This is a genomic window from Mycobacterium sp. AZCC_0083 (genome assembly GCF_014202335.1).
Lineage (GTDB): Bacteria > Actinomycetota > Actinomycetes > Mycobacteriales > Mycobacteriaceae > Mycobacterium.
The window spans coordinates 355,573-375,980 of the sequence record NZ_JACHGP010000002.1; the positions used below are offsets into that span (position 1 = coordinate 355,573).

General features: G+C 65.6%; 24 protein-coding genes. 11 read left to right on the plus strand and 13 right to left on the minus strand.

Translation table 11 applies throughout. The annotated features are described in order from the left end of the window. Positions 1-2: 2 nt before the first annotated feature. The 3 genes from HNP02_RS05395 to HNP02_RS05405 are packed head-to-tail and all read right to left on the minus strand — an operon-like array spanning position 3 to position 3,427. A complete protein-coding gene (locus HNP02_RS05395; protein ID WP_184435854.1) occupies positions 3-1,379 on the minus strand; it encodes a HAMP domain-containing sensor histidine kinase in 1,377 nt (458 codons plus the stop codon). 1 nt (position 1,380) lies between these two features. Next, entirely contained in the window at positions 1,381-2,046 is a 666-nt protein-coding gene (locus HNP02_RS05400; protein WP_184435856.1) for a response regulator transcription factor, read from the minus strand. Positions 2,047-2,056: 10 nt separating this feature from the next. Beyond that, positions 2,057-3,427 (minus strand): MFS transporter, encoded by a 1,371-nt coding sequence (locus HNP02_RS05405; protein WP_184435858.1) that lies wholly within the window; start codon positions 3,425-3,427, stop codon positions 2,057-2,059. Between the two features lie 470 nt (positions 3,428-3,897). Between HNP02_RS05405 and HNP02_RS05410 the strand changes: the two genes are divergently transcribed. Next, the gene (locus tag HNP02_RS05410; RefSeq protein ID WP_184435860.1) at positions 3,898-4,038 is read left to right on the plus strand and encodes a hypothetical protein; all 141 of its coding nucleotides are present in this window, start codon (positions 3,898-3,900) and stop codon (positions 4,036-4,038) included. A gap of 147 nt (positions 4,039-4,185) precedes the next feature. Then, positions 4,186-5,115, plus strand: coding sequence for a PHB depolymerase family esterase (locus HNP02_RS05415; RefSeq protein ID WP_184436537.1), 930 nt, complete (start codon positions 4,186-4,188; stop codon positions 5,113-5,115). Between the two features lie 13 nt (positions 5,116-5,128). Here HNP02_RS05415 and HNP02_RS05420 read toward each other — a convergent pair whose 3' ends face one another. The 5 genes from HNP02_RS05420 to HNP02_RS05440 all read right to left on the minus strand — a co-directional run bounded on the left by HNP02_RS05420 (position 5,129) and on the right by HNP02_RS05440 (position 7,949). Then, complete coding sequence (locus HNP02_RS05420) at positions 5,129-5,590, minus strand: hypothetical protein (RefSeq protein ID WP_184435862.1); 462 nt, start codon at positions 5,588-5,590, stop codon at positions 5,129-5,131. A 45-nt stretch (positions 5,591-5,635) separates the two neighbouring features. Continuing rightward, complete coding sequence (locus HNP02_RS05425; RefSeq protein WP_184435864.1) at positions 5,636-6,385, minus strand: glutamine amidotransferase; 750 nt, start codon at positions 6,383-6,385, stop codon at positions 5,636-5,638. Between the two features lie 126 nt (positions 6,386-6,511). After that, positions 6,512-7,264, minus strand: a complete 753-nt coding sequence (locus tag HNP02_RS05430) for a S9 family peptidase (RefSeq protein ID WP_184435866.1) — start codon at positions 7,262-7,264, stop codon at positions 6,512-6,514. Between the two features lie 55 nt (positions 7,265-7,319). Beyond that, positions 7,320-7,715 (minus strand): nuclear transport factor 2 family protein, encoded by a 396-nt coding sequence (locus HNP02_RS05435; RefSeq protein ID WP_184435868.1) that lies wholly within the window; start codon positions 7,713-7,715, stop codon positions 7,320-7,322. 72 nt (positions 7,716-7,787) lie between these two features. Continuing rightward, the gene (locus HNP02_RS05440) at positions 7,788-7,949 is read right to left on the minus strand and encodes a hypothetical protein (RefSeq protein ID WP_184435870.1); all 162 of its coding nucleotides are present in this window, start codon (positions 7,947-7,949) and stop codon (positions 7,788-7,790) included. Between the two features lie 45 nt (positions 7,950-7,994). Here HNP02_RS05440 and HNP02_RS42510 point away from each other — a divergent pair, with 45 nt between their 5' ends. Continuing rightward, positions 7,995-8,618: an LLM class flavin-dependent oxidoreductase gene (locus HNP02_RS42510; protein ID WP_255506208.1), complete on the plus strand. Its 624-nt coding sequence runs from the start codon at positions 7,995-7,997 to the stop codon at positions 8,616-8,618. Between the two features lie 254 nt (positions 8,619-8,872). On the opposite strand, the gene HNP02_RS42515 is transcribed toward HNP02_RS42510, so the two are convergent. Next, the gene (locus tag HNP02_RS42515) at positions 8,873-9,169 is read right to left on the minus strand and encodes a hypothetical protein (protein ID WP_184436616.1); all 297 of its coding nucleotides are present in this window, start codon (positions 9,167-9,169) and stop codon (positions 8,873-8,875) included. Positions 9,170-9,192: 23 nt separating this feature from the next. Between HNP02_RS42515 and HNP02_RS05455 the strand changes: the two genes are divergently transcribed. Further along, complete coding sequence (locus HNP02_RS05455) at positions 9,193-9,537, plus strand: hypothetical protein (RefSeq protein ID WP_184435873.1); 345 nt, start codon at positions 9,193-9,195, stop codon at positions 9,535-9,537. A gap of 5 nt (positions 9,538-9,542) precedes the next feature. On the opposite strand, the gene HNP02_RS05460 is transcribed toward HNP02_RS05455, so the two are convergent. Together HNP02_RS05460 and HNP02_RS05465 are read right to left on the minus strand one after the other, a co-directional pair. Next, a complete protein-coding gene (locus HNP02_RS05460; protein WP_184435875.1) occupies positions 9,543-10,478 on the minus strand; it encodes a R2-like ligand-binding oxidase in 936 nt (311 codons plus the stop codon). A 113-nt stretch (positions 10,479-10,591) separates the two neighbouring features. After that, positions 10,592-12,028, minus strand: coding sequence for an amidase (locus tag HNP02_RS05465; RefSeq protein WP_184436539.1), 1,437 nt, complete (start codon positions 12,026-12,028; stop codon positions 10,592-10,594). 193 nt (positions 12,029-12,221) lie between these two features. Here HNP02_RS05465 and HNP02_RS05470 point away from each other — a divergent pair, with 193 nt between their 5' ends. The 7 genes from HNP02_RS05470 (at position 12,222) to HNP02_RS05500 (ending at position 18,502) form a co-directional block, all read left to right on the plus strand. Beyond that, a complete protein-coding gene (locus tag HNP02_RS05470) occupies positions 12,222-12,827 on the plus strand; it encodes a hypothetical protein (protein ID WP_184435877.1) in 606 nt (201 codons plus the stop codon). Positions 12,828-13,035: 208 nt separating this feature from the next. Then, a complete protein-coding gene (locus tag HNP02_RS05475; RefSeq protein WP_184435879.1) occupies positions 13,036-13,668 on the plus strand; it encodes a TetR/AcrR family transcriptional regulator in 633 nt (210 codons plus the stop codon). A gap of 114 nt (positions 13,669-13,782) precedes the next feature. Beyond that, on the plus strand, positions 13,783-14,976 hold the full coding sequence (locus tag HNP02_RS05480) for a lipid-transfer protein (RefSeq protein WP_184435881.1): 1,194 nt from the start codon (positions 13,783-13,785) through the stop codon (positions 14,974-14,976). Between the two features lie 45 nt (positions 14,977-15,021). Beyond that, entirely contained in the window at positions 15,022-15,462 is a 441-nt protein-coding gene (locus HNP02_RS05485; protein ID WP_184435883.1) for an SRPBCC family protein, read from the plus strand. Next, positions 15,459-16,319 carry a MaoC/PaaZ C-terminal domain-containing protein gene (locus HNP02_RS05490; protein ID WP_184435885.1) on the plus strand — a complete coding sequence of 287 codons (861 nt, stop codon included), beginning with the start codon at positions 15,459-15,461 and terminating at the stop codon, positions 16,317-16,319. The genes HNP02_RS05485 and HNP02_RS05490 overlap by 4 nt, the downstream gene beginning before the upstream one ends. Positions 16,320-16,329: 10 nt before the next feature. Further along, positions 16,330-17,202 carry an SDR family oxidoreductase gene (locus HNP02_RS05495; protein ID WP_184435887.1) on the plus strand — a complete coding sequence of 291 codons (873 nt, stop codon included), beginning with the start codon at positions 16,330-16,332 and terminating at the stop codon, positions 17,200-17,202. A 28-nt stretch (positions 17,203-17,230) separates the two neighbouring features. Then, complete coding sequence (locus HNP02_RS05500; RefSeq protein ID WP_184435889.1) at positions 17,231-18,502, plus strand: acyl-CoA dehydrogenase family protein; 1,272 nt, start codon at positions 17,231-17,233, stop codon at positions 18,500-18,502. 251 nt (positions 18,503-18,753) lie between these two features. Here the strand turns inward: HNP02_RS05500 and HNP02_RS05505 are convergent, their stop codons facing one another. Beyond that, entirely contained in the window at positions 18,754-19,488 is a 735-nt protein-coding gene (locus HNP02_RS05505; protein WP_184435891.1) for an SDR family oxidoreductase, read from the minus strand. Between the two features lie 17 nt (positions 19,489-19,505). Further along, positions 19,506-20,282 (minus strand): SDR family oxidoreductase, encoded by a 777-nt coding sequence (locus tag HNP02_RS05510; protein WP_184435893.1) that lies wholly within the window; start codon positions 20,280-20,282, stop codon positions 19,506-19,508. Positions 20,283-20,408 lie beyond the last annotated feature (126 nt).

The window sequence follows — 20,408 nt, forward strand, 5'->3', positions numbered from 1 at the left end:
AGTCACGTCGACGCACCCGCCTCCGGCATGCGGAAGCGCACCAGGAGGCCACTTTCTGGGGCCCGCTCCACCGATATCGACCCGCCATGACCGGCGGCGATCTCACCGGCGATCGCGAGCCCGAGGCCGGTTCCTGCGCCATCGTCTCGTCCCCGCCAGAATCGTGCAGCGGCCCGTGACAAGTCCTCGTCGGGCAAGCCAGGGCCGTCGTCACTGACGATCAGTTCGACGACGTCGCCGGTCTGCGCGGTGGACACGGTGACCGTGGTGTCCGGCCCGGCGTACCTCAGCGCGTTGTCCACTGCGACGTCGAGCAGCTGCTCTGCATCGTGTCGGGCGAGCTGCACCGTCAGCCCGGGATGGCCCGCGCGGTGGAGGAGTCGCTGGTGCTGGCCGTCGGCGACGGGTTTCCAGAACGCCACGCGTTCGGTGATCACGTCGTCGAGGACCGTCGAGTCCGCGGTGGCGGTCAAACCCACTCTGCGGCTGTTGCTGACCTCCTCAGCGCGGGCCAGGCGAAGCAGCTGCTGCAGCAGATTCTCCAGACGGTCAAGCTCCGCGGTCATCGACCCGTATGTCGACCGCCCCGCCCCGCTCACGAAGTCGTCGAGGCTGTCCGCGCGCAACCGCACTGCGGCCAGTGGATTGCGCAGTTGGTGCGAGGCGTCGGCCACGAGCCGCCGCTGCCGGTCCAGGGATGCACGCACCACCTGTGCCATCGTGTTGAAGGCGGAGGTGAAATGGCGTAGTTCCGGCGGCCCAGCCACGTCTGCGGGCGGCCCCGAAACCCCTTCTGTCATCTCGGCGACGGCGCGCTCCAGCCCGTCGAGCGGGCGTAGTACCCACCTGGTGAGCGCACGACCGATCAGCGCGGCCAGTCCCACCAGGGCCAGACACCCCGCCGCCACCCACATCCAGCCGATGGCGACGCCGCGGGCGGCAGCCGAGGTATCGACCGCCATCACGACGGCGCCAACCAGCTCCCCGTCGCGTCGGACACCCGCGGCAACCAGCTCAGTGCGCCGATCCCAGGGCAGGATTCGGGTCCACGGCGTCGCAGGAGCGTCGGCGAGGGCACGGTTGGCCGCGGTGGTGACGGCTCGGTCCGAGTCGCCGAGTCCCCGTGCGGCCAGGGTTCGACCGTCGGCGTCGACGACGACGACGCCTTCGTCGTACACCTCGAAGTAGCGGTCGATCAGTCGTTGCAAGGGGACGTCTGTCATGGCAGCCGAATCGGCGAGCGCAGCGAGTTGGCGACCGCGCTCCGCGGTGAGTGCCGCAGTTCTGCGGTCCGCAAGACTGAGCGCCAAGGGGACTGCGAGTGCCGCGATCGCGAGAAGCGATAGAACGACGAGTACGACGCGAACTCGAAGGCCCACGTCAGGTGTCCAGCCGAAAACCGAACCCGCGCACGGTGTGAAGCGGAAGCCCGGCGAGCTTGGCCCTGATCTGTCCGATGAAGAAGTCCAACGACCGGGACCGGCCGATCACCGCGGTGCCCCACACCTCGAGCATGAGTTCCTCGCGGCTGACCGCCTCGCCCTGGCGCGCTGCGAGGGTGGCGAGGATCTGGAACTCGGTCTTGGTCAGTGCTTGAGGGACATCGGCCAGCGTGACCACCCGGCACTCGCGGTCGATGGTGACGGGTCCGGCGACCACCGGGCCGGACGGGGTTGCGGCGTCGCCCCCGGCACGGCGCAGACGTCGCATGACGGCGTCAATGCGCGCCAGCAGCACTGCTTTTCGAACCGGCTTGACCAAGTAGTCGTCAGCCCCGGCGCGAAGTCCGAGCACTACCGCGCCGTCGCTGTCCCTGGCCGTCATGATGATCACCGGCACTGCCGAGGCACGCCGAAGCGTGCGTAGCACGTCCAGGCCGTCCATGTCGGGCAACCCCAGATCCAGGAGCACCAGGTCGCAGCCCTTGACCCGATGGAGGGCGTCGGACCCGCGGGCGGTTCGGATGACAGACGCGCCGGCGTGGCCGAGAAGTTCGGCCAGCGCCGACGCGACCCCCTCGTCATCCTCGACAAGCAGCACGCGCATGGCGCTGATGCTAAGCAGGTTCGGCCAGAACATCATCGACTTTGGCCTGGTCTCGCTCGTCGACGTCGAGTTCCCGCGTCTCGCGCTCCAGATGCGAGCTACGCGAGGATTCGCCCATGAACACGTACACCAACAGCGAGATCAGCGCAGCGCCTGCCACGTAGAAGAAGAACCAGTTCTCGTGGCCGTTGTTCTTCAGCGCGAGCGCCACGTACTCGGTGGTGCCGCCGAAGAGCGCGACGGTCAGCGCATACGGCAGCCCGACGCCGAGTGCCCGGATACGGGCGGGGAAGAGTTCCGCCTTCACCACGGCGTTGATCGACGTGTAACCCGACACGATGACCAGGCCGATCAGCATCAGGCCGAATGCCGAGAGCGCGGACCCGGCGTGCGACACAGCGGTCAGCAGCGGGACGGTGCACAGCGTCGCGCCGACCCCGAACGCGATGAGAACCGGTCGGCGACCGATCTTGTCCGAGAACGCGCCGATGAGCGGCTGGAGCCCGACGAAGATGACCAGCGCGACGAAGTTGATCCACGTGACCTGCTCCTTCGGCAGACCGGTCGTGTTGATCATGAACTTCTGCATGTACGTGGTGAACGTGTAGAACGCGATGGTGCCGCCGAGGGTGAGACCCACCACGGTCAGGCACTCTCGCGGATAGCTGAGCAAGATCCGCAAGCTGCCGCGTTCGGAGTTGGACTCGACGGCCAGCTTGTAGTTCTCCGACTCGTCCATCGTGCGCCGCAGCCACATGACGGTCACGGCGGCCACCGCTCCGATGACGAACGCGATCCGCCAGCCCCAGTCGTGCATCTGCTCCGGGGTGAGCACCTGCTGCAGGATGATCTGAACACCCAGTGCGAGCAGTTGGCCGCTCGTCAGCGTCACGTACTGAAATGACGAGTAGAAGCCGCGTCGATGTGGCGTAGCGACTTCGCTCAGGTACGTCGCCGACGTTCCGTACTCGCCACCCAGCGACAAGCCCTGCAACAGCCGGGCAGCCACCAGCAGGATCGGCGCCAGCGCGCCGATCTGCGCATACCCGGGCAGGACGGCGATGCCGAGTGACCCGATACCCATCATCGTCACCGAGAGGGTCAATGCCGCCCGGCGTCCGGCTCGGTCGGCATACCAACCGAGCAACCAGCCGCCGAGCGGCCGGATCAGGAACCCGACGGCGAAGATCCCCGCCGTGTTCAGCAACTGCGCCGTGGAATTCGACGAGGGAAAGAAGACGCTCGCGAAGTAGATGCTGAACGCCGCGTAAACATACCAGTCGTACCACTCGATCAGATTGCCGAGCGATCCGCGGATCACGTTGCCGGCCACCGACCTTGCGCGAGGTGCTTCGTCTGGTACTCGTTGTTCCGACTGCATGGTCTTGAGCCTCCCGTTGCCTGTAGGTGCCGACCATGATGTGAGGGCGGCCACAGGGCGGAGAAGCGATTCGTCCGCGCAATGGGCTTTCCTTGCACAATCCACAGATTGGCCAACGCCGGCGCTACGCTTCACGACACGATGGATGGCAACGCGTTACCGCCCGCCGGTGCGACGCAGTCGGTTCGGACACCGGATGGTCGCAATCTCACCTACGTCGAAGTCGGAGACCCGAAGGGGCCGCTAGTCCTGCACAACCACGGCGGACCTAGGTCCTCAACGAGTACGACCGGCAGATCGCGGGTCAGCCCGGTGTCGAAGCCGCGTTCTGCGCGACGTCCGCCGAGTGCTTCGCCCGCGGTTCCGAAGGTCTGATCCGGGATAGCGAACTTCTTTATCGCCGTCGGGCATTCGAGGCGACGACGATCGAGCGTCGGGCCCAGATGTGGCAGGGATTGGACGATCGGTTGGTGCCCGATTCCATCAACAAGACGGTGGCAAACCGGATGCCAGGAGCCGTATCGCATGCGGTCGAGGGAGCCGGTCACTTCGTCGCGGTCGGGTTGGCGGTCGAGATCTTCGGCATCGCCGCCGAAGAGCTAGGCGCCTGAGAAGAACGTCACGCCCACCCGTGCGGGTAGTACCGGCGGTTGATGGGTTTCGTCGAGCCAGGGTTCCCGTCTGGGCCTGTCGGGCACGATGTGAGCATGACACCTCCCGTTCCCGTGGAATTCGCTCGAGGTCTCTACCGTGCGCGGATGCGCCTCGCCCAAGCACGTATCGTCCCGATGGCGGCGACCCTGATCTGCCTTGTCGCGTGTCTCCTGCCTGGCGCGGCGGTGGCGTCGGCCAGCCCATTCCGGTCGGCCCAGATCGACTTCGGGGGACTGGTCCGGACATACGAATTGCACGTTCCAGCTGGGGTCGAGCATCCGTCGGCTCTCGTCGTGAACTTGCATGCCGCCGGCGCGACCGGGCGGGATCAGGCCGCGCTGACGCATTACGACGCGGTCGCCGACGCACACGGGTTCGTCACGGTTCACCCCGACGGCATCGACTTCAGTTGGGCCGACGGCCGTGGCGCGTCGATGCCGGACAGGCAGGGTGTCGACGACGTCGGATTCATCGCGGCCTTGGTGGGCACGCTGGTCGCGGAGTACGGAATCGACCCTGGCCGCGTGTTCGCGACGGGCCTGTCGGCGGGAGCATTCATGGCGAACCGCCTCGCGTGTGATCGTGCTGACCTGTTCGCCGCAATCGCCCCCGTGGCGGGGACGCTCGGCACGAACGTGGGATGCAGTCCGTCACGGCCGGTGTCGGTCCTCGCAACACACGGCACCGCGGATCCGATCGTCCCGTATGACGGAGGCGGCATGACGGGACGCGGGGGAGCCAGTGACGTCGTGGCAGCGCCTGCGATGGTGCAGCGCTGGCAACAGATCGACCGATGTCCTGGCACGCCTTCACAAGACGTGCTTCCCGGCAACGGTGACGGCACCGCGACGACGGGCTTGACGTACTCACCGTGCGCGGCGGGTAGTGCCGTGGAGTTCATGCGCATCGACGGCGGGGGTCATACCTGGCCAGGCGCTCCGCCAATCCTGCCGGTGCAGGAAGTCGGCGCGGCCAGCCACACATTCGATGCCTCCGAGGCATCGTGGCAGTTCTTCAACGCTCACGGGAGATAACGGCAGCGTCCGATCAGGCCACTCGAAACACCGGGTACTGATCGACGATGCGCTCGAAGTCCTCGATCGGCGCATGCTGATCGATCGGAAAGAACGGGCGCGCTCCTGGCGCCAGCTCGAGGTAGCGGCGCAAGACCGCCGCACGCTTGTCGGAGTGATCCTCCACGAGGTGCACGTCTTCGCGCTGCCGTCGCGCCAACACCGCGCGGCCGTCACCGTTGCGCAGGTTTCGCACCCAATTCGACGTCTGGCCAAGCATGGCCACTAGGTATCGCTCACCCTGATAGTCCGCGACGACTACCGGGAACGTGATCGTCCGCCCGGACTTGTGGCCGCGCAGTTCGAGGGTGGCAGCCGAACTGGGCCCGATGCCAGCCGCAAAGATGGTGGAGCCCAAGCGATTTGCGATGCGCGCCGACCATCCTGCACGGCCGCCGCGGTACTGCCATCGTTGGATCTTGCCGAGAACACCCATGCTCCCACGGTACTGGCAGGCGATGATTCATGGTCGCATTCATCATCACCGCGCGTACCGCTCGGCGAACCTGCGCAAGATCCCTGGAGGGTGTCCGATGTTCCGTTGTCGTGCAGCTAATTTCAGCGACTCAGCCGTTTCGGGAGCGAAGTAGCCATGGTTCTTGTAGACGTCGATTCGCGTACACATGCCGTCGGCATCGAGTTCGGGGTGGAACTGTGTGGCATACACGTTGCTTCCCACCCGGAAGGCCTGCACCGGACAGTCGGCGGAGGACGCGAGACAGACGACGTGGGAGGGCAGCGAAGTAGCTGCCTCCTTGTGCCCGCCAAACGCGTCGAAGACTTCGGGCAGGTCCGCAAAGATCGAGTCGTCGCAACCGGGCGGCGTGAGTGTGACCGTGACGGCACCAACCGGCTCGCTGTAGGTGCGGTCGATGGTGGCGCCAATGACCGAACCGAGCGTGCCGACGCCATAACAGCATCCGAGAAAGGGAAAGTCGCGGTCGACGACACGACGGATCAGAGGCAGGAGTTCGGCTTCGACGCGTCGTTGCGTCGCCGACTTGGAATCGGGGGCATCGCTGACGTTGTACGGCCCGCCGCCCAGGATCATGCCGGACCACTCGGCGAGATCGATCGCCCCTAAAGGCCTGTCAGTCAGGCGAATCCGGTGCAGTCCACTCTCGTCGAGCCCGGCGAAGCGCATCATCGCCCGATACTCGTCGTCAGCCGCTTCGTCCTCGGCGCGGATCGACAGAAGCAGTAACGGGGCGTTGTCGACGTCTGTTGGCATGCTGCTTCGATGGTCGGGGGCAGGGTTGGACAAAATCTATCGACAGTCGTGTGCATTCACCCACGAAATCCCCATGATCAGCGGAAGTCGTCGGTACGCGTTTGCCGGGTAGGGGAGCGGCCCGAGTCAGAGGTACGGGTCGGCCCACGCACTGATGATGCGAGCCGCCCGCGCAGCCTGATTCTTCCCGGTGAGGAGGTGGTCGGCACCTTCGAGGGAGACGAAGCTGCGGGGATGCCTGGCCGTACGGAAGATTTCACTCGCGTTGGCGATGCCGACGGTGTTGTCGGTCGGTGAATGCATGACGAGCAGTGCGCGGCGCAGGGTCCTGATCCGCTCCCGCAGATCGGCGGTGCGGACGTCCTCGATGAAGTGGCGCTTCAGGGTGAACGCCTTGCCGCCGATGAGGAACGGCGCCTCACCGTCGGCCTCGATCCGATGGACGAGAGCGTCGTAGTTCAGCTCGACGTGGGCGGGTTCGTACGGTGCCCCGATGCTCGCCAACGCCACCACGGTCGGACACTCGTGCGCGGCGGCGATCGCGGCCGCGCCCCCGAAGGAGTGTCCGACGAGGAGTCGCACCTCCCGGCCCGACTCGTTCATGAACTCCACCGCGCGCACGGTGTCGGCGACCTTGTGGGAGAACGATCCGTCACCCCAGTCGCCCTCGGAGCCACCGAGCCCGAGGTTGTCGAAGCGGAGCATGCCGATGCCCTCGCTGGCGAGTTGCTTGCAGATCCGGCTCGCGGCCGGGCAGTCCTTGCCGAGGGTGAATCCGTGGGCGAACACGCCCCATCCGCGCACCTCGCCTTGAGGGACATCGATGATGCCCGCCAAGCGGGGCCCGGTGGTGCTCACGAAGGCGACTGGCTCTGCCACGCGCATCATCCTGCACTACAACGTTCACGGAGGCACCGAAAGAAACGGCGGACGGTTACCCGGATTGGGCCTCTTCGGTGAGGAAGGACGCGTGGGCCGCGATGATGCGCCACCGTGTGTTGTCGTGTTTCCAGGTCCGCGTGTAGCGCATCCGCGCCTTGATGGGGTCTCCGCCCACGGTGCCTTCCAGCGTTCCGAGGAAGAACGTCACTCCGACGTCATCGCCGAATGTCGAGATGCGGAGTTCCTCTTCGTCGACCCGGGTCATCACCTGGTGCCCGGTGCCGTGAACGCGTAGGTCGTCCTCACGGGTGTAGAGGTTGCCGTCCGGTCCAGTGAAGATCGCGTCTTCGTCGAGGAGCTCGCCGAGCGCGGTGACGTCAGAGGCCAACTGCGCGGCCTGCAATCGGCGTTCGGCTTGCTCGAGGCTTTCCACCCGGTCGGCATCCATGCGAGGGATCCTTGCAAACCGATCGGCTCGGTGACACCTGTTGAGCTACCAGTGAAATCGCCGGATGACTGGTCAGCGGATGGGCTGCCCGGTGTAGTTGTGATTCGCCGAAACCTGCCCAGGTACCCGGAGAGTCGGCGTCTTGGGAACACACCGGCTGGCGAGCGCCGCCAGCAGTCCAAAGGGTGCCAGGATCATCGAGATCAGCAGCACCAGAGTCAATGCATCTGCCATGCATTCGACTATCCGATGTTTGCTGCGCGCATAACAGTGGCAGTAATGACGACTATAGAAAATATTCTGCCAAACGGCTACGGGCGCAGCCGCGAGATGACGAGCTGCACCCATGCGACGCGCGTCGTAGTCGGGATCGGACTGCTCGTGACGAGCAACCGGTTTCGCCCGCCCGCGATGCTCGCGACGATCGCCACGACTGTGGACGTCGTCTCCGGAGGGCGGCTCGACTTCGGCATCGGCGCCGGCTCCCGTCCCAGCCTCCTCATGGCGCGACGCGAGTACGAGGCACACCGTCCGCCATTCCACGACTTCTCGCACTCCGTGGAGAGCCTCGCCGCGGCGCTCACGGTGAGCCGACGGTTGTGGACCGAGACCGAGCCGTTCGACTTCACCGGAACCCACGTCCAGCTCACCGGTGCGTTCGGAAGCCCCAAACCGGTCGAGCGGCCCCATCCACCCATCCTGGTCGGCGGGCGCTCGGCCGCTCTACTTCGAGTTGTAGCCGAACACGCCGTTCTGTGGAACATCCCCGGCCACGACATAGAGACGCGATCAGTCGCAGCGTCCTGCTCGACCGCTACTGCGCCGAGATCGGTCGCGACGCCGCATCATCACGAGGTCGATCCACCTATCGGTCTCCTACGACCGCCCCGACGTCATGCGTGAGGAGATCGGCCGGGCCATCGACGGCGGCTTCAACGACGTCGTCCTCGGCCTGTCGAACCGTTCCTCTTGCCTGAGCAGGAGTGAGTCTTGCTCGGTTGCGGCCCGAACGGTGTTGGCCGCGGGTGGCGGGGGTTCTCCGGTGGGCCGGCCCACATCGTGTGCGTGCCGGTGGGCCGGGACTGCCGTGCCTACCCACGTGGCCCGGTGGGTGATCGGGCCTGGCCGGTGGCGTGCCCGAAACGGTCCTCTGTCCGTTACGGGGTCCTGCCGGCCGTCGCCTGATCGCCATCCCGAGACCACGCCTGCCGATCGCGGCCGCCGCGGCGTGATGCCGAGTGACCGGATCGGAAGTCTGCTGCTGCAAGGGTGTCGCCCAGTGCTGGGCACCCCCCGTCGGCGGTCAGGAACATCCGCGCGGCATCCCACCGGGCCCGCCACTGCACCTCGGTCATTCCCGTCTGATCGAGGTGATGGCGGTTGCGCCACAACCGTTTCCCGCCCACCGCGACGACGACACCCCGGTCACCACCTGCTTGCGCCCGGCCCGCCACCCCGCCTGCGATGAGCGATCCAAATGCCCTGCCCGTACCCGCCCAGCCAACTCGCCCCCATACACCCCACCCAGGAACGACCCGACCGCACCCAACGCCGCCGCTTCAGCCTCGGTCAGCTGTATCCGGGTCCGGATCCGCCCGACGGCGGCCCAGCCACCACCGGCGCACCGACCCGACGCAACGGCACACGCTCACCCACACCCGCATCCTGGCAGCCACCACCGACCCACCGCTCCACGACAGCACCACTCACTCCCGCGCGGTACCAATCACTACCGCTCACTATCCAACGACCAGCTGCCAACCCCTACCCGGTCGGCGTCGCCCGTTGGGTGGTCGACGAGCTCATCACCCCAGCGGGCTAGGTCTCTCAGGCAGAGGCCAGCGCCTCTGCGTCTTCGTCGGCGAATGCGTCTTCGAGTTGCAGTGGCGTGTAGTCGACGTCGATCTCGGCGAGTGGCCGTCCACGCGCGCTGCTGATCGTGCCGAATCGTCGCAGCCCCTTTTCGCTGGCGTACTGCACGAACTCTTCCTTCTCCAATCCGAAGGGGACCTCGTCGTAGAGGGCGAAGCCCTCCTCCGTGTTCTGCAGCGCCAATGGCATGAGTTCGTTCATCCGGGTCTCGAACACGGTCCAATTGACATCGTCGGCGGCGACGTGTCGACGGCAGGTGAAGGTGCCCCACGCCATGTGGCGCCGCTCGTCGTCACCGATGCGCCGCACCAACTCCTGCATGCCGGGAAGGATGCCGCGGTTCACGCATATCTTGTGCCACGCGTAGTAACCCGTCAGCGCCATCATTCCCTCGATGACGTGGTTGTAGGTGGCCGATGCTCGAACTTGGGCGGCCGGAGACGGGTCGGTAGCAAGAGCATTGAGAGAATTGGGAAGTTCCTCGTAGAACATCGTGCGGTAGGCGGGAAGGTCATCGAGGTAGCCGTTCAAGTCGTCGGTCATTCCGACGGCGTCAAGCCAGAGCCGGAACACCTGGGTGTGTTTGGCTTCCTCGAACGCGAACTGGGTCAGATACATCTCGTCGCCCAGCCGGCCTTCCGCCCGCATCGCGGCCATGAACGGCTGGATGTCCTGCGTGACCGCTTCCTCGCCTGCGATGAATTGGGCGCACAGTCGGGTGGCCCAGTCGCGTTCGAGCTCGGTCAGCGACTGCCAGTCGGCTCGGTCGCGGGAAAAGTCGATGTCCGCTGGATTCCAGAACTTTGCGTTGCCGCCTGCGAACAGTTTCAGCGGCAAGCTGTCCCAGTTGAGGCCGCCTGCCCCGATCGAGTCGCTCCGTGTCCGCGTCATGCGATCAGCCCCCTTGTGAAATGGGCATAGGTCAATGGGTCCTTAGATTAGGACTGCTCGATGGTAGGCGCGGTGAAAGCTTGCGCGAGGTGGTTTCGGCCGCGGGCCGAGCCTTAAATCTCCGGTCGACGGTCGGCCCACGGGCGGGCCCGCTCGAGCTGCCAGGCCAGGCGGATCAGCTGTCCTTCCGCCCCGAGCCGGCCGACGAACTGGACGCCGATCGGCAGGCCGTCGGCGGTCCAGTGCAGCGGAACGGTCATGGCGGGTCGGCCGGTGAGGTTCGCCAACTGCGTGTACGGCACCCATCCGAGGTAGTCGCCGATCATCTGGTCGAGAACCGGCGTCAAGCGCCGCAACTGCCCGGCGACGCGGGCGGCGAGCAGCCCCCGTGCGGCGATCCGCAACGCCGGTGAGACGGCGAACGCCCCGACGCAGGGCGGTGGGGTCGCGGTGGTCGGGGTGAGCAGCAGGTCGTACTGCTGATGGAAGTCCGCCAGCCGCCGCACGTGTTCGTGGCGCCGTTCAAGTGCGCGGGTGAGATCGACGGGATTGGTCGAGCGACCCATGGCCGCCATGAGCCGGGTGTTCAGCTCGAATGCCGAGTCGTCGGCACCGCTGTTGGCCTTGGCCTCGTCGACGGTGTAGGCGGCATAGGCGAAGTAGGTGGTGAGGAACTCCCTGGCGACGACCCCGTCGTCGTACGGGGCCCGTGCGATCTGCACGACGTCGTGTCCGAGGTCGGTGAGCAGATCGGCCGCCTCGGTGACCGCAGCGACGGCCTCCTGGTGAGGTTTCGGGTTGATCGAACTGGTGGTGCAGGCGCCGATGCGCAGGCGACCAGGGGCACGCCCGACCTCGTCGAGGTAAGCGTCGGGGGACCGGGCGGCGAGGTAGGGCGAGTTCGGCGTCGGGCCAACCATCACGTCGAGCATCGCCGCGCTGTCGCGCACCGAACGCGAGATGACCCCGTCGGTCGCGGAACCGCCGAGGTACTCACCGTGCGCAGGCCCAGCGGGAACCAGGCCGCGGGAAGCCTTGAGGCCGAACAGCCCGCAGGCCGATGCCGGGATCCGAACCGAGCCGCCGCCGTCGCTGGCGCCGGCGCAGGGCACGATGCCGGCGGCCACCGCGGCGGCCGAGCCTCCGGATGAGCCACCGGGGGTGTGGTCGGTGTTCCACGGGTTGAGCGCCGGGCCGAAGAGTTCGGGCTCGGTGACGGCGTTTGCGCCGAACTCGGGTGTGTTGGTCTTGCCGAAGATGACCAGCCCCGCGTCGAGCCAACGCTGCACGACGGTGGCGGTTTCGGTCGCCGGGACCGCCGAAAGCGATCGGGAGCCACCGCTGGTGGGATAGCCCGCGAGGTGTTGAAGAAGATCCTTGACGAGGAACGGCACGCCGGAGAACGGCGCACCCTCGGCCGCGGCCGTGGGTTCGACGTCCACCACGATCGCGTTGATCCGCGGATTGACCTCGTCCGCCCGCGTGCGCGCCGCCTCGAGGAGTTCCGCGGGCTTGACCTCGCCGGACCGGACCAGCTCGGCCAGTCCCATGGCGTCGTAGGTCAGGTATCCGTCCACGTCAGGACCCTATTCCAGGAACAGTCCCTCGTGGCCGGGGTGCGCGAACGAGGTGACGCCGATCGGTGAAGGCGCTAGCCTTGCCTCCGAGGTCGGGTCCGGCGCTCTTGCGCGCCTCTTGCAAAGGAGTGTGTGTGAGCGCCACCAGAGAGGACAGCCAGGATTCATGACCGAACGACAGCAGACCAAGGCCGTCAGGTTCGCGATCGCGGGCGCGATGGTCGCCGGCGGTGCACTGGCCATGGCAGCACAGGCCGCAGCGGATCCGGTGCCCTACCCGACGCCGGTGCCTGCGGCTCCTGGCGCGACGCCCCCGGCGCCCGGCCAGCCCGTGGTGGAACCTGCGGGGGTTGGCCCTGAGGCAGCGCCCGCGCCGCCACCCGCCGGGCCGCCCATGGTGCCGGAGATCGCCAACCCCGTGTACGGCGGAGGTAACAACGCAGGAAACGGCCCGCTCGCGAATCTCAGGGATCTTTGGCACCAGGCTCAGGACCCGCAATCATTCATCGGCGGAGCGCCCGACCAGCCGCTCGAAGGGGCGCCACCGCCGCCAGGAGCTGGCCCGGCGCCGCAGTTGCCTCCCGGATTCGTGTCATTGACCGACCCGGCGTCCAACGGGCCTCCGGTAACCAAGAATTACGCGGGCGGGCCAGCTCTGCCGCCCGGGTACTACCCGTTGAACGGCCCGCCCCCGCCCGGTTCCGAGGCGCCCCCGCCGGCCGACCCGGGCGCGCCCGTTCCTCCTGGCGCACCGGTTCTTCCGACGCCCTAGCCACGTGGGCTGCGTGGCAGATCGGCGACTTCCGCGCTAGGGCGGACGTTCGTTGCCGTCCGATGCCCGTCGTCGTGATGACATTTGCGCCGATTGTGATCAGGTAAAGCTGAGCGATCTCACTTAAGATACATGCATCTGTGCATGAAACTGTAGAGTGGGCGTTTACCTCCGGCCAGTTGCACGCCCGAACGACGGGATTTCCATCATGACGACGACGAGCACCGCCAAGAAGGCCAGGCGCACGCAGGAGCAGCGGAGCGCCGAGATGCGTGTGCGGTTGCTCGACGCGACGATCGAGTGCCTCGTCGAGTACGGCTATGCCGGAACCACCACCCCGCGTGTTGCGGAGAAGGCCGGCGTCACCAGGGGAGCGCAGGTCCATCACTTCCCGTCGAAGACAGACCTGGTGATCGCTGCCATTCGTCACCTGGCCGCGAAGCGAGCCGAGGCGGCGATCCGGGAGATGGGCACCGTCACGACGAGCGACAACCCAATAGCGGCTGCTCTCAACCTGATATGGGATCTGCACCAGGGTCCGATATTCGTTGCGACCGTCGAGCTTTGGGTGGCAGGGCGCACGGATCCGACCCTCGCGCGGGAGATGGCGAAATTCGAGCCGGTCGCTACGGCCAACCTCGTGGCCGGTATTGCTCAGGTTTTTCCCGGCGCCGAAGCCGGTGGAGAGCTGCGGTCCTTCTTCTTCACCGCGATGGACGTGATCCGCGGGATCCTGATCTCGAATTTCGTGGAGCCGGACGCGACCCGTGCCAAGCGTCAATGGGACCGCGCTTCGGCAAGCTTGCTCGCCATGGGCGCGCAAGCGCTGCAGACTTCCTGACTCCACCTCAATCCGCCATCACATCTTGGGTGTGACAGGCGGCACCATTGTAAAGATACATTCAGGCGCGTATCTTTGTGTCAGCCATCAAGGCAGCCACCCAGGGAGAGTTCAATGGCGAACAAGGTCTATGTCATCGGCGTCGGAACGACGAAGTTCGAGAAGCCCGGTTCGAAGGACTGGGACTACCCGGACATGGCCCGCGAATCCGGCACGAAGGCACTCGCGGATGCCGGCATCGACTATCGCGAAATCCAGGAAGCCTACGTCGGGTACGTCTACGGCGAGTCGACCTCGGGCCAGCGTGCCGTCTACGAACTGGGCATGACCGGCATTCCGGTGGTCAACGTCAACAACAACTGTTCGACCGGATCGACGGCGTTGTATCTCGCGGCCCGAGCCATCAAGGGCGGTCTGGTCGACTGCGCGTTGGCGCTCGGCTTCGAAAAGATGAACCCCGGCTCGCTCGGCTCGATGTACGACGACCGCGAGCAACCGATGGCGGTTCACTTCGACAAGATGGCCGAGATCTCCGAGGTCGTGTTCCCGCCCGCTTCGTGGCTGTTCGGCGCGGCCGGCAAGGAGCACATGGACACCTACGGCACCACCGCCGAGCACTTTGCCAAGATCGGCTTCAAGAACCACAAGCACTCGGTCAACAACCCCTACGCGCAGTTCCAAACCGAGTACACGCTCGACCAGATCAACGACGCCAAGATGATCTACCCGCCGTCGAGCCTCACCCGGTTGCAGTGCTCGCCGACCTCGGATGGTTCCGGCGCGGCGATCCTGGCCTCGGAAGCATTCGTCGAGAAGCATGGACTCGCAGGCCAGGCGGTCGAGATCGTCGGCCAGGCGCTGACCACCGACTTCGAGTCCAGCTTCAACGGCACCGCGAAGAATCTCGTCGGCTACGACATGAACGTGCAGGCGGCCCGCTCGGTCTACGAGCAGTCCGACCTCGGACCGGAGGACTTCCAGGTCATCGAGCTGCACGACTGCTTCTCGGCCAACGAACTGTTGACCTACGAAGCGCTCGGCCTCTGCCCGGAAGGTGACGCAGGAAAGTTGATCGATGCCGGCGACACCACGTATGGCGGCCGTTGGGTCGTCAACCCGTCCGGCGGCTTGATCTCCAAGGGACACCCTTTGGGCGCAACGGGTTTGGCGCAGTGCGCCGAGCTCACCTGGCAGCTGCGCGGCACCGCCGACAAGCGTCAGGTGGACAACGTCACCGCTGCCTTGCAGCACAACATCGGACTCGGCGGCGCTACCGTCGTAACGGCGTACCAGCGCGCAGAGCGCTAATCCGTAACGCCCACCACCACAACAACACTCAACGAGGAGATCATCATGGGACACATCGAAGCCAGCAAGGAACTGACCGCTGCCCCCGACGCTGTGTGGTCCGTCATCGCGGACCCGCAGGCCTGGGACAAGTGGTTCACCGTCCACGAGCGCTGGATCGAAGAGCCGCCCGCCGTGGTCGCCGAGGGTGCGCATCTCACCGCCAAGATCATGATGCTCGGAATGGCGAACAAGATCGAGTGGACCGTCGAAACGGTCGAGGCGCCGACCAAGCTCGTCCTCGCGGGCGCCGGCATGGCCGGTGTGAAGACGACTTTCGCGTTCACCATCGAGCCCGAGGGTACGGGTTCGAAATTCTCCGTCGAAGGTGATTTCGAAGGCGCACTGATCAAGGGCGCACTCGGCAAGGCTGTCGAGAAGGACGGCCTCAAGCAGCTCGCCAAGACGATCGAGCAGCTCGAATCTCTCGCTGCAGCAGCGTCATGACCGAGGTGCTCGAGTTCGACGACGCCGGACTGGATGTCTGGTCGGACGAGGACTCATTCGAGGTGACCCGGGAACGGCTCGTCGAGTATGCCAAGGCCACCAACGATCCGATCGCGGCGCATCTAAACGGCGATGTCGCGTCACCGGTGTTCAACATCGTTCCGGTCTTCGAGTCGCTGCTCATGCCCGCCGTCGACGTAATGCCGGTGGAACTGATCCCGCGAGTTGTTCATGGGGAGCAGGATTTCCACTTCCATCGCGCAACCAAGCCGGGCGACAAGCTGGTCTCCCGCGGCAAGATGACTGGCTACGAAGGCCTCGAGAACGGCACCCGGGCAACCATCCTGCTCGAATGCCGTACCGAGGACGGCGAGCTCGTCAATGAGCAGTACGTGACCACGTTCGTGCGAGGCTTCAATGCGGGCAAGAAGATCGGCGTGCTGAGCCCGAGCCACAAGGTCGATCCCGCCGTGCGGGACAGCGCTCCGGTCGCCAAAGTCGTGCAGCACTTCGACGAGGATCAGACGTTCCGGTACGCACCGGCGGCCGGCGATCCGATGCCGATCCACCTGGACGAGGAAGTCGCCAAGGACGCTGGCCTGCCCGGCATCATCGGGCATGGACTATGCACTATGGCCTTCACGTCGTGGGCAGTGCTCACCGAGGTGGGTGACTCGGATGTGAACCGGCTCAAGCGATTCGCGGTCCGGTTCTCGAAGATGGTGATCCCGGGCGACGACATCGAGACTCGCATCTGGAAGGCCAGTTCCGAAAACGGCATCACTACCTACGCACTCGAGACCGTACGCGGCGATGACTTCGTCCTCACCGACGGTCTTGCCGAGATAGCAGACTAGGAGTACTTCGATGGGTGTATTGGATGGGCGGGTTGCCGTCATTACCGGTGCCGGCCGCGGCATCGGCCGCGAGCACGCGCTCTTGTTCGCACGCGAAGGTGCCTCGGTCGTGGTCAACGACCTCGGCGGCAGCAACTCGGGCGAAGGAACCGACGTCGGGCCCGCTCAGGAAGTAGCGGACGAGATCGTCGCCGCGGGCGGCAAGGCCGTCGCCAACACCGACAACGTCGCCACCTGGGCGGGTGCGAAGGCACTCGTCGACCAGGCGATCGGTGAATTCGGTCAGCTGGACGTCGTCGTGAACAACGCCGGCATCCTGCGCGACAACTTCATCGCCTCGATGGAAGAGTCGCAGTGGGATTCGGTACTCGCGGTGCATCTCAAGGGACACGCCGCGGTGCTGCATCACGCCGCCGTGTACTGGAAGGCGCAGTCGAAGGCCGGGAATCAGCCGAATGCGGCGGTCATCAACACCGCGTCGGCGTCAGGTGTCACCGTGCCGCAGGCAGGTCAGACCAACTACGGTGCGGCCAAGGCCGGGATCGCAGCGCTGACCCTGGTTGCCGCGGACGAACTCGAGCGTTACGGGGTCCGGGTCAACGCCATCGCCCCGATCGCACGCACCCGCCTCACGCTCGCGACTCCCGGGATGGGCGCGATCATCGGTGCCGAAGTCGGGGAGGGCGAGTTCGACTACTTCAACCCCGCCAACATTTCCCCGGTAGTCGCGTACTTGGCGACGGAGAAGTGTCTGCTGACCGGTCAGGTGTTCGCGGTGCAAGGCGGTGCGATCTCGACGCTCGCCGGCTGGCACGACGTGAAGACCATCGAAACAGAAGGCCCGTGGTTGATCGACGACATCGCCGACCGCCTACCCAACTGAACTACCCATCCGTACAAAGGAGTACGCCATGATCGAGTGGTCCGAAACCGACCTGATGATCCGCGACAGCATCAAGGGATTCATCGACAAGGAGCTCCGCCCGCACGTCGACGAGCTCGAGCATGGTGATCTCCCGCCGTACGAGATCATCCGAAAGATGTTCGCCGCCTTCGGACTCGACGCGATGGCGCGTGAGACGTTCAAGAAGACGATCGAACGCGAGAAGCTGAAGGCCGCAGCTTTGGCTGCCGGCGAAGAGTTGCCGGTCAAGAAGAAGCGCTCCGGCGGGGGTGGCGATCAACAGATGTCGATGGCTTTGATCGCGTTCGGCGAGATCTGCAAGGTCTCGATGGGCGTGTCGACCGCTGCCGGCGTCAGCGTCGGCATGGCGGCGACCACCATCATGAGCCGTGGTACGACTGCGCAGAAGGAACGCTGGGCGCTGGATCTGCTGACATTCGACAAGGTCGGCGCGTGGGCGATCACCGAACCGGAGGCGGGTTCGGATGCGTTCGGCGGCATGAAGACGACCGTGAAACGGGATGGTGACGACTACATCCTCAAGGGCCACAAGACATTCATCACCAACGGGCCCTACGCCGACACCATCGTCGTGTACGCGAAGCTCGACGACGGCAGCCGTCTCGACAGGCGCAGCCAGCCGGTCCTGACGTTCGTGCTCGACAGCGGTATGGAGGGGCTGACGCAGTCCAAGCCGTTCAAGAAGATGGGCATGCGTTCGTCGCCGACTGGTGAGCTGACCTTCGACAACGTGCGCGTCGCCAAGGACCGCCTGCTGGGCGAGACCGAAGAGAACAAGGGTGGCGACGGCCGGGCGAGCGCCAGGGCGAACTTCACGTTCGAACGCGTCGGGGTCGGCGCGATGTCGCTCGGCATCATCGAGGAATGCCAACGGCTTTCGATCGACTACGCGAAGTCGCGCATCTTATGGGGCAAGCCGATCGGTGACTTCCAGCTGATTCAGCTGAAGCTCGCGAAGATGGAGATCGCGCGAATCAACGTGCAGAACATGGTGTTCCGCGCGATCGAGATGGGTACGGCAGGCAAAGAGCTCAGTCTTGCGGAGGCGTCGGCGATCAAGCTCTACAGTTCCGAGGCTGCTACCGATGTCGCGATGGAGGCCGTGCAACTCTTCGGTGGCAACGGTTACATGGCCGAGTACCGCGTCGAACAGCTCGCGCGCGACGCCAAGTCGCTGATGATCTACGCCGGTAGCAACGAGGTCCAGGTGACACATGTCGCGAAGGGCCTGCTAGGTAGCTCCAACGAGCGGGCCTGATCGCATGATCACCGAAACCCGGGCACGTTACGACGGAGTGAGCACCCGGGTCCTTTCCGTCGCCGGTGGCGGGACACCGATTGTTTTGCTGCACGGTTTCGCGGACAGCGTCGAAACGTGGGAAGCCGCAACGATCCCGGAAAGACCGCACCCCGTCGATCAAGGCAGAGATCGACGCGAGCATCGGCGCGGCGAACGCGAAACTTGCTCGGGTAGAGCAGATCAACCTGACCCTTTGAAGTCACGGCTGATCAGTGCGTGCTGGCCGCCGGGCGAACGATGATCTCGTTCACGTCCACCTCTGGGGGTTGTCCGATGACGAACGCAATCGCGTCAGCGATCGCCGAGGCGGGAATGGCAAGCGCCCGGTACCCCCGCATCACATCGCGGGCCTGATCATCCGAGATCGTCTCGGCCAGTTCGGATTCGGTGACTCCGGGGGAGATCACGCTGACCCTGATGCCGCTGGCTTGTTCCTTGCGCAGCCCCTCCGAGATCGCCCAGACCGCGAACTTGGTGGCGCAGTAGACGGCCGCGGTCGGTTCCACCTCGTGAGCGCCGATGGACGCCAGGTTGACGATGTGGCCTCCGCCCTGGGTCCGCATCACGGGCAGGGCGGCACTGATGCCGTGGAGCACACCGCGGATGTTCACGTCGATCATCCGGTTCCATTCGTCGACCTTGTCTTCGACAAGGGCGGATAGCGGCATGACGCCTGCGTTGTTGATCATGACGTCCACCCGGCCGTAGGCGTTGACGGCGTCGGCGACGAAACGTTGGGCGTCGGCGGCGTCGGTGACGTCCAGGCGGCGAAACTCCGCGATCCCACCGGCGGCACGGATTCGCGCGACGAGGGCGTCGAGTCGCTCGGTGCGCCGGGCGCCGAGGAACAGGCGGTGGCCGTCTTCGGCGAGCCGCAGTGCGGCGGCCTCGCCTATTCCACTGCTGGCGCCGGTGATCAGGACTGCCTTCGGGTTCTTGTTCATCGTGGTGCTCTCCTTCGTCAAACGGCTTGCTGGGTGGGCAGAATGGTGATCTCGGTGAGGTTGACGTGGCGCGGCACCGATGCGATGAAGGCGACGGTCTCGGCGACGTCGGCTGCGGTGAGCACGTCGATGTCGTTGATCAGGTCCGCCATCAGTCGGGTGGCATCGGGATCGGTGACGTGCAGCGGCAGTTCGGTATCCACCATCCCCGGTTCGATGGTCGCGACGCGCACCATCTTTCGGCCGAGTTCGACGCGCAGCAGCCTGGTGAGCTGGCTGATGTAGGCCTTCGTCCCGGAGTACACGGAGAACTTCTCCAGTACGCGGGTCGCCGCGATGGAGGAAGTGGTGATCAGGTCGGCGGGCTTGCCGTCGGCAGCCGAGTCGATGAGCTGCGGGACGAACGCGCCGATCACGTTCATCACGCCGGTGATGTTGAGGTCGATCTGCTGTTGCCAGTCGTCGAACCGGACGTCCTCGATCGGTGAGATCAGTTGAACACCAGCATTGTTGAAGACCAAGTCGACTGGGCCGAATCGGTCGTTGACCTCTTTCGCGGCCGCGTTGACTGCCGACCGGTCGGTGACGTCGAGGGGCAGGGCGAGCGCCGTGGCACCTGCCGCGGTGATGCGTTCCGCCAGCGCCTCGAGGTTGTCGGCACGGCGGGCCGCGACGGCGACGGTGGCACCGAGAGTCGCCAGCCGGAAGGCGGTGGCCTCACCGATCCCGCTGGATGCCCCGGTGACGATGGCGACGCGTCCGGCCAGGGGAGTCGCGCTGATGATTGTGGACATGGGGTTCGTTCCCTTCGAGAGTGTGGATGCGTACATCCGAGACAACAGCTCCGAGAGGCGGTTTTGCGAGGTCAGGCTGGCCCGAAGTATCGGGGGACAAGTTGGGCCACCATAAGCGCCGACAAC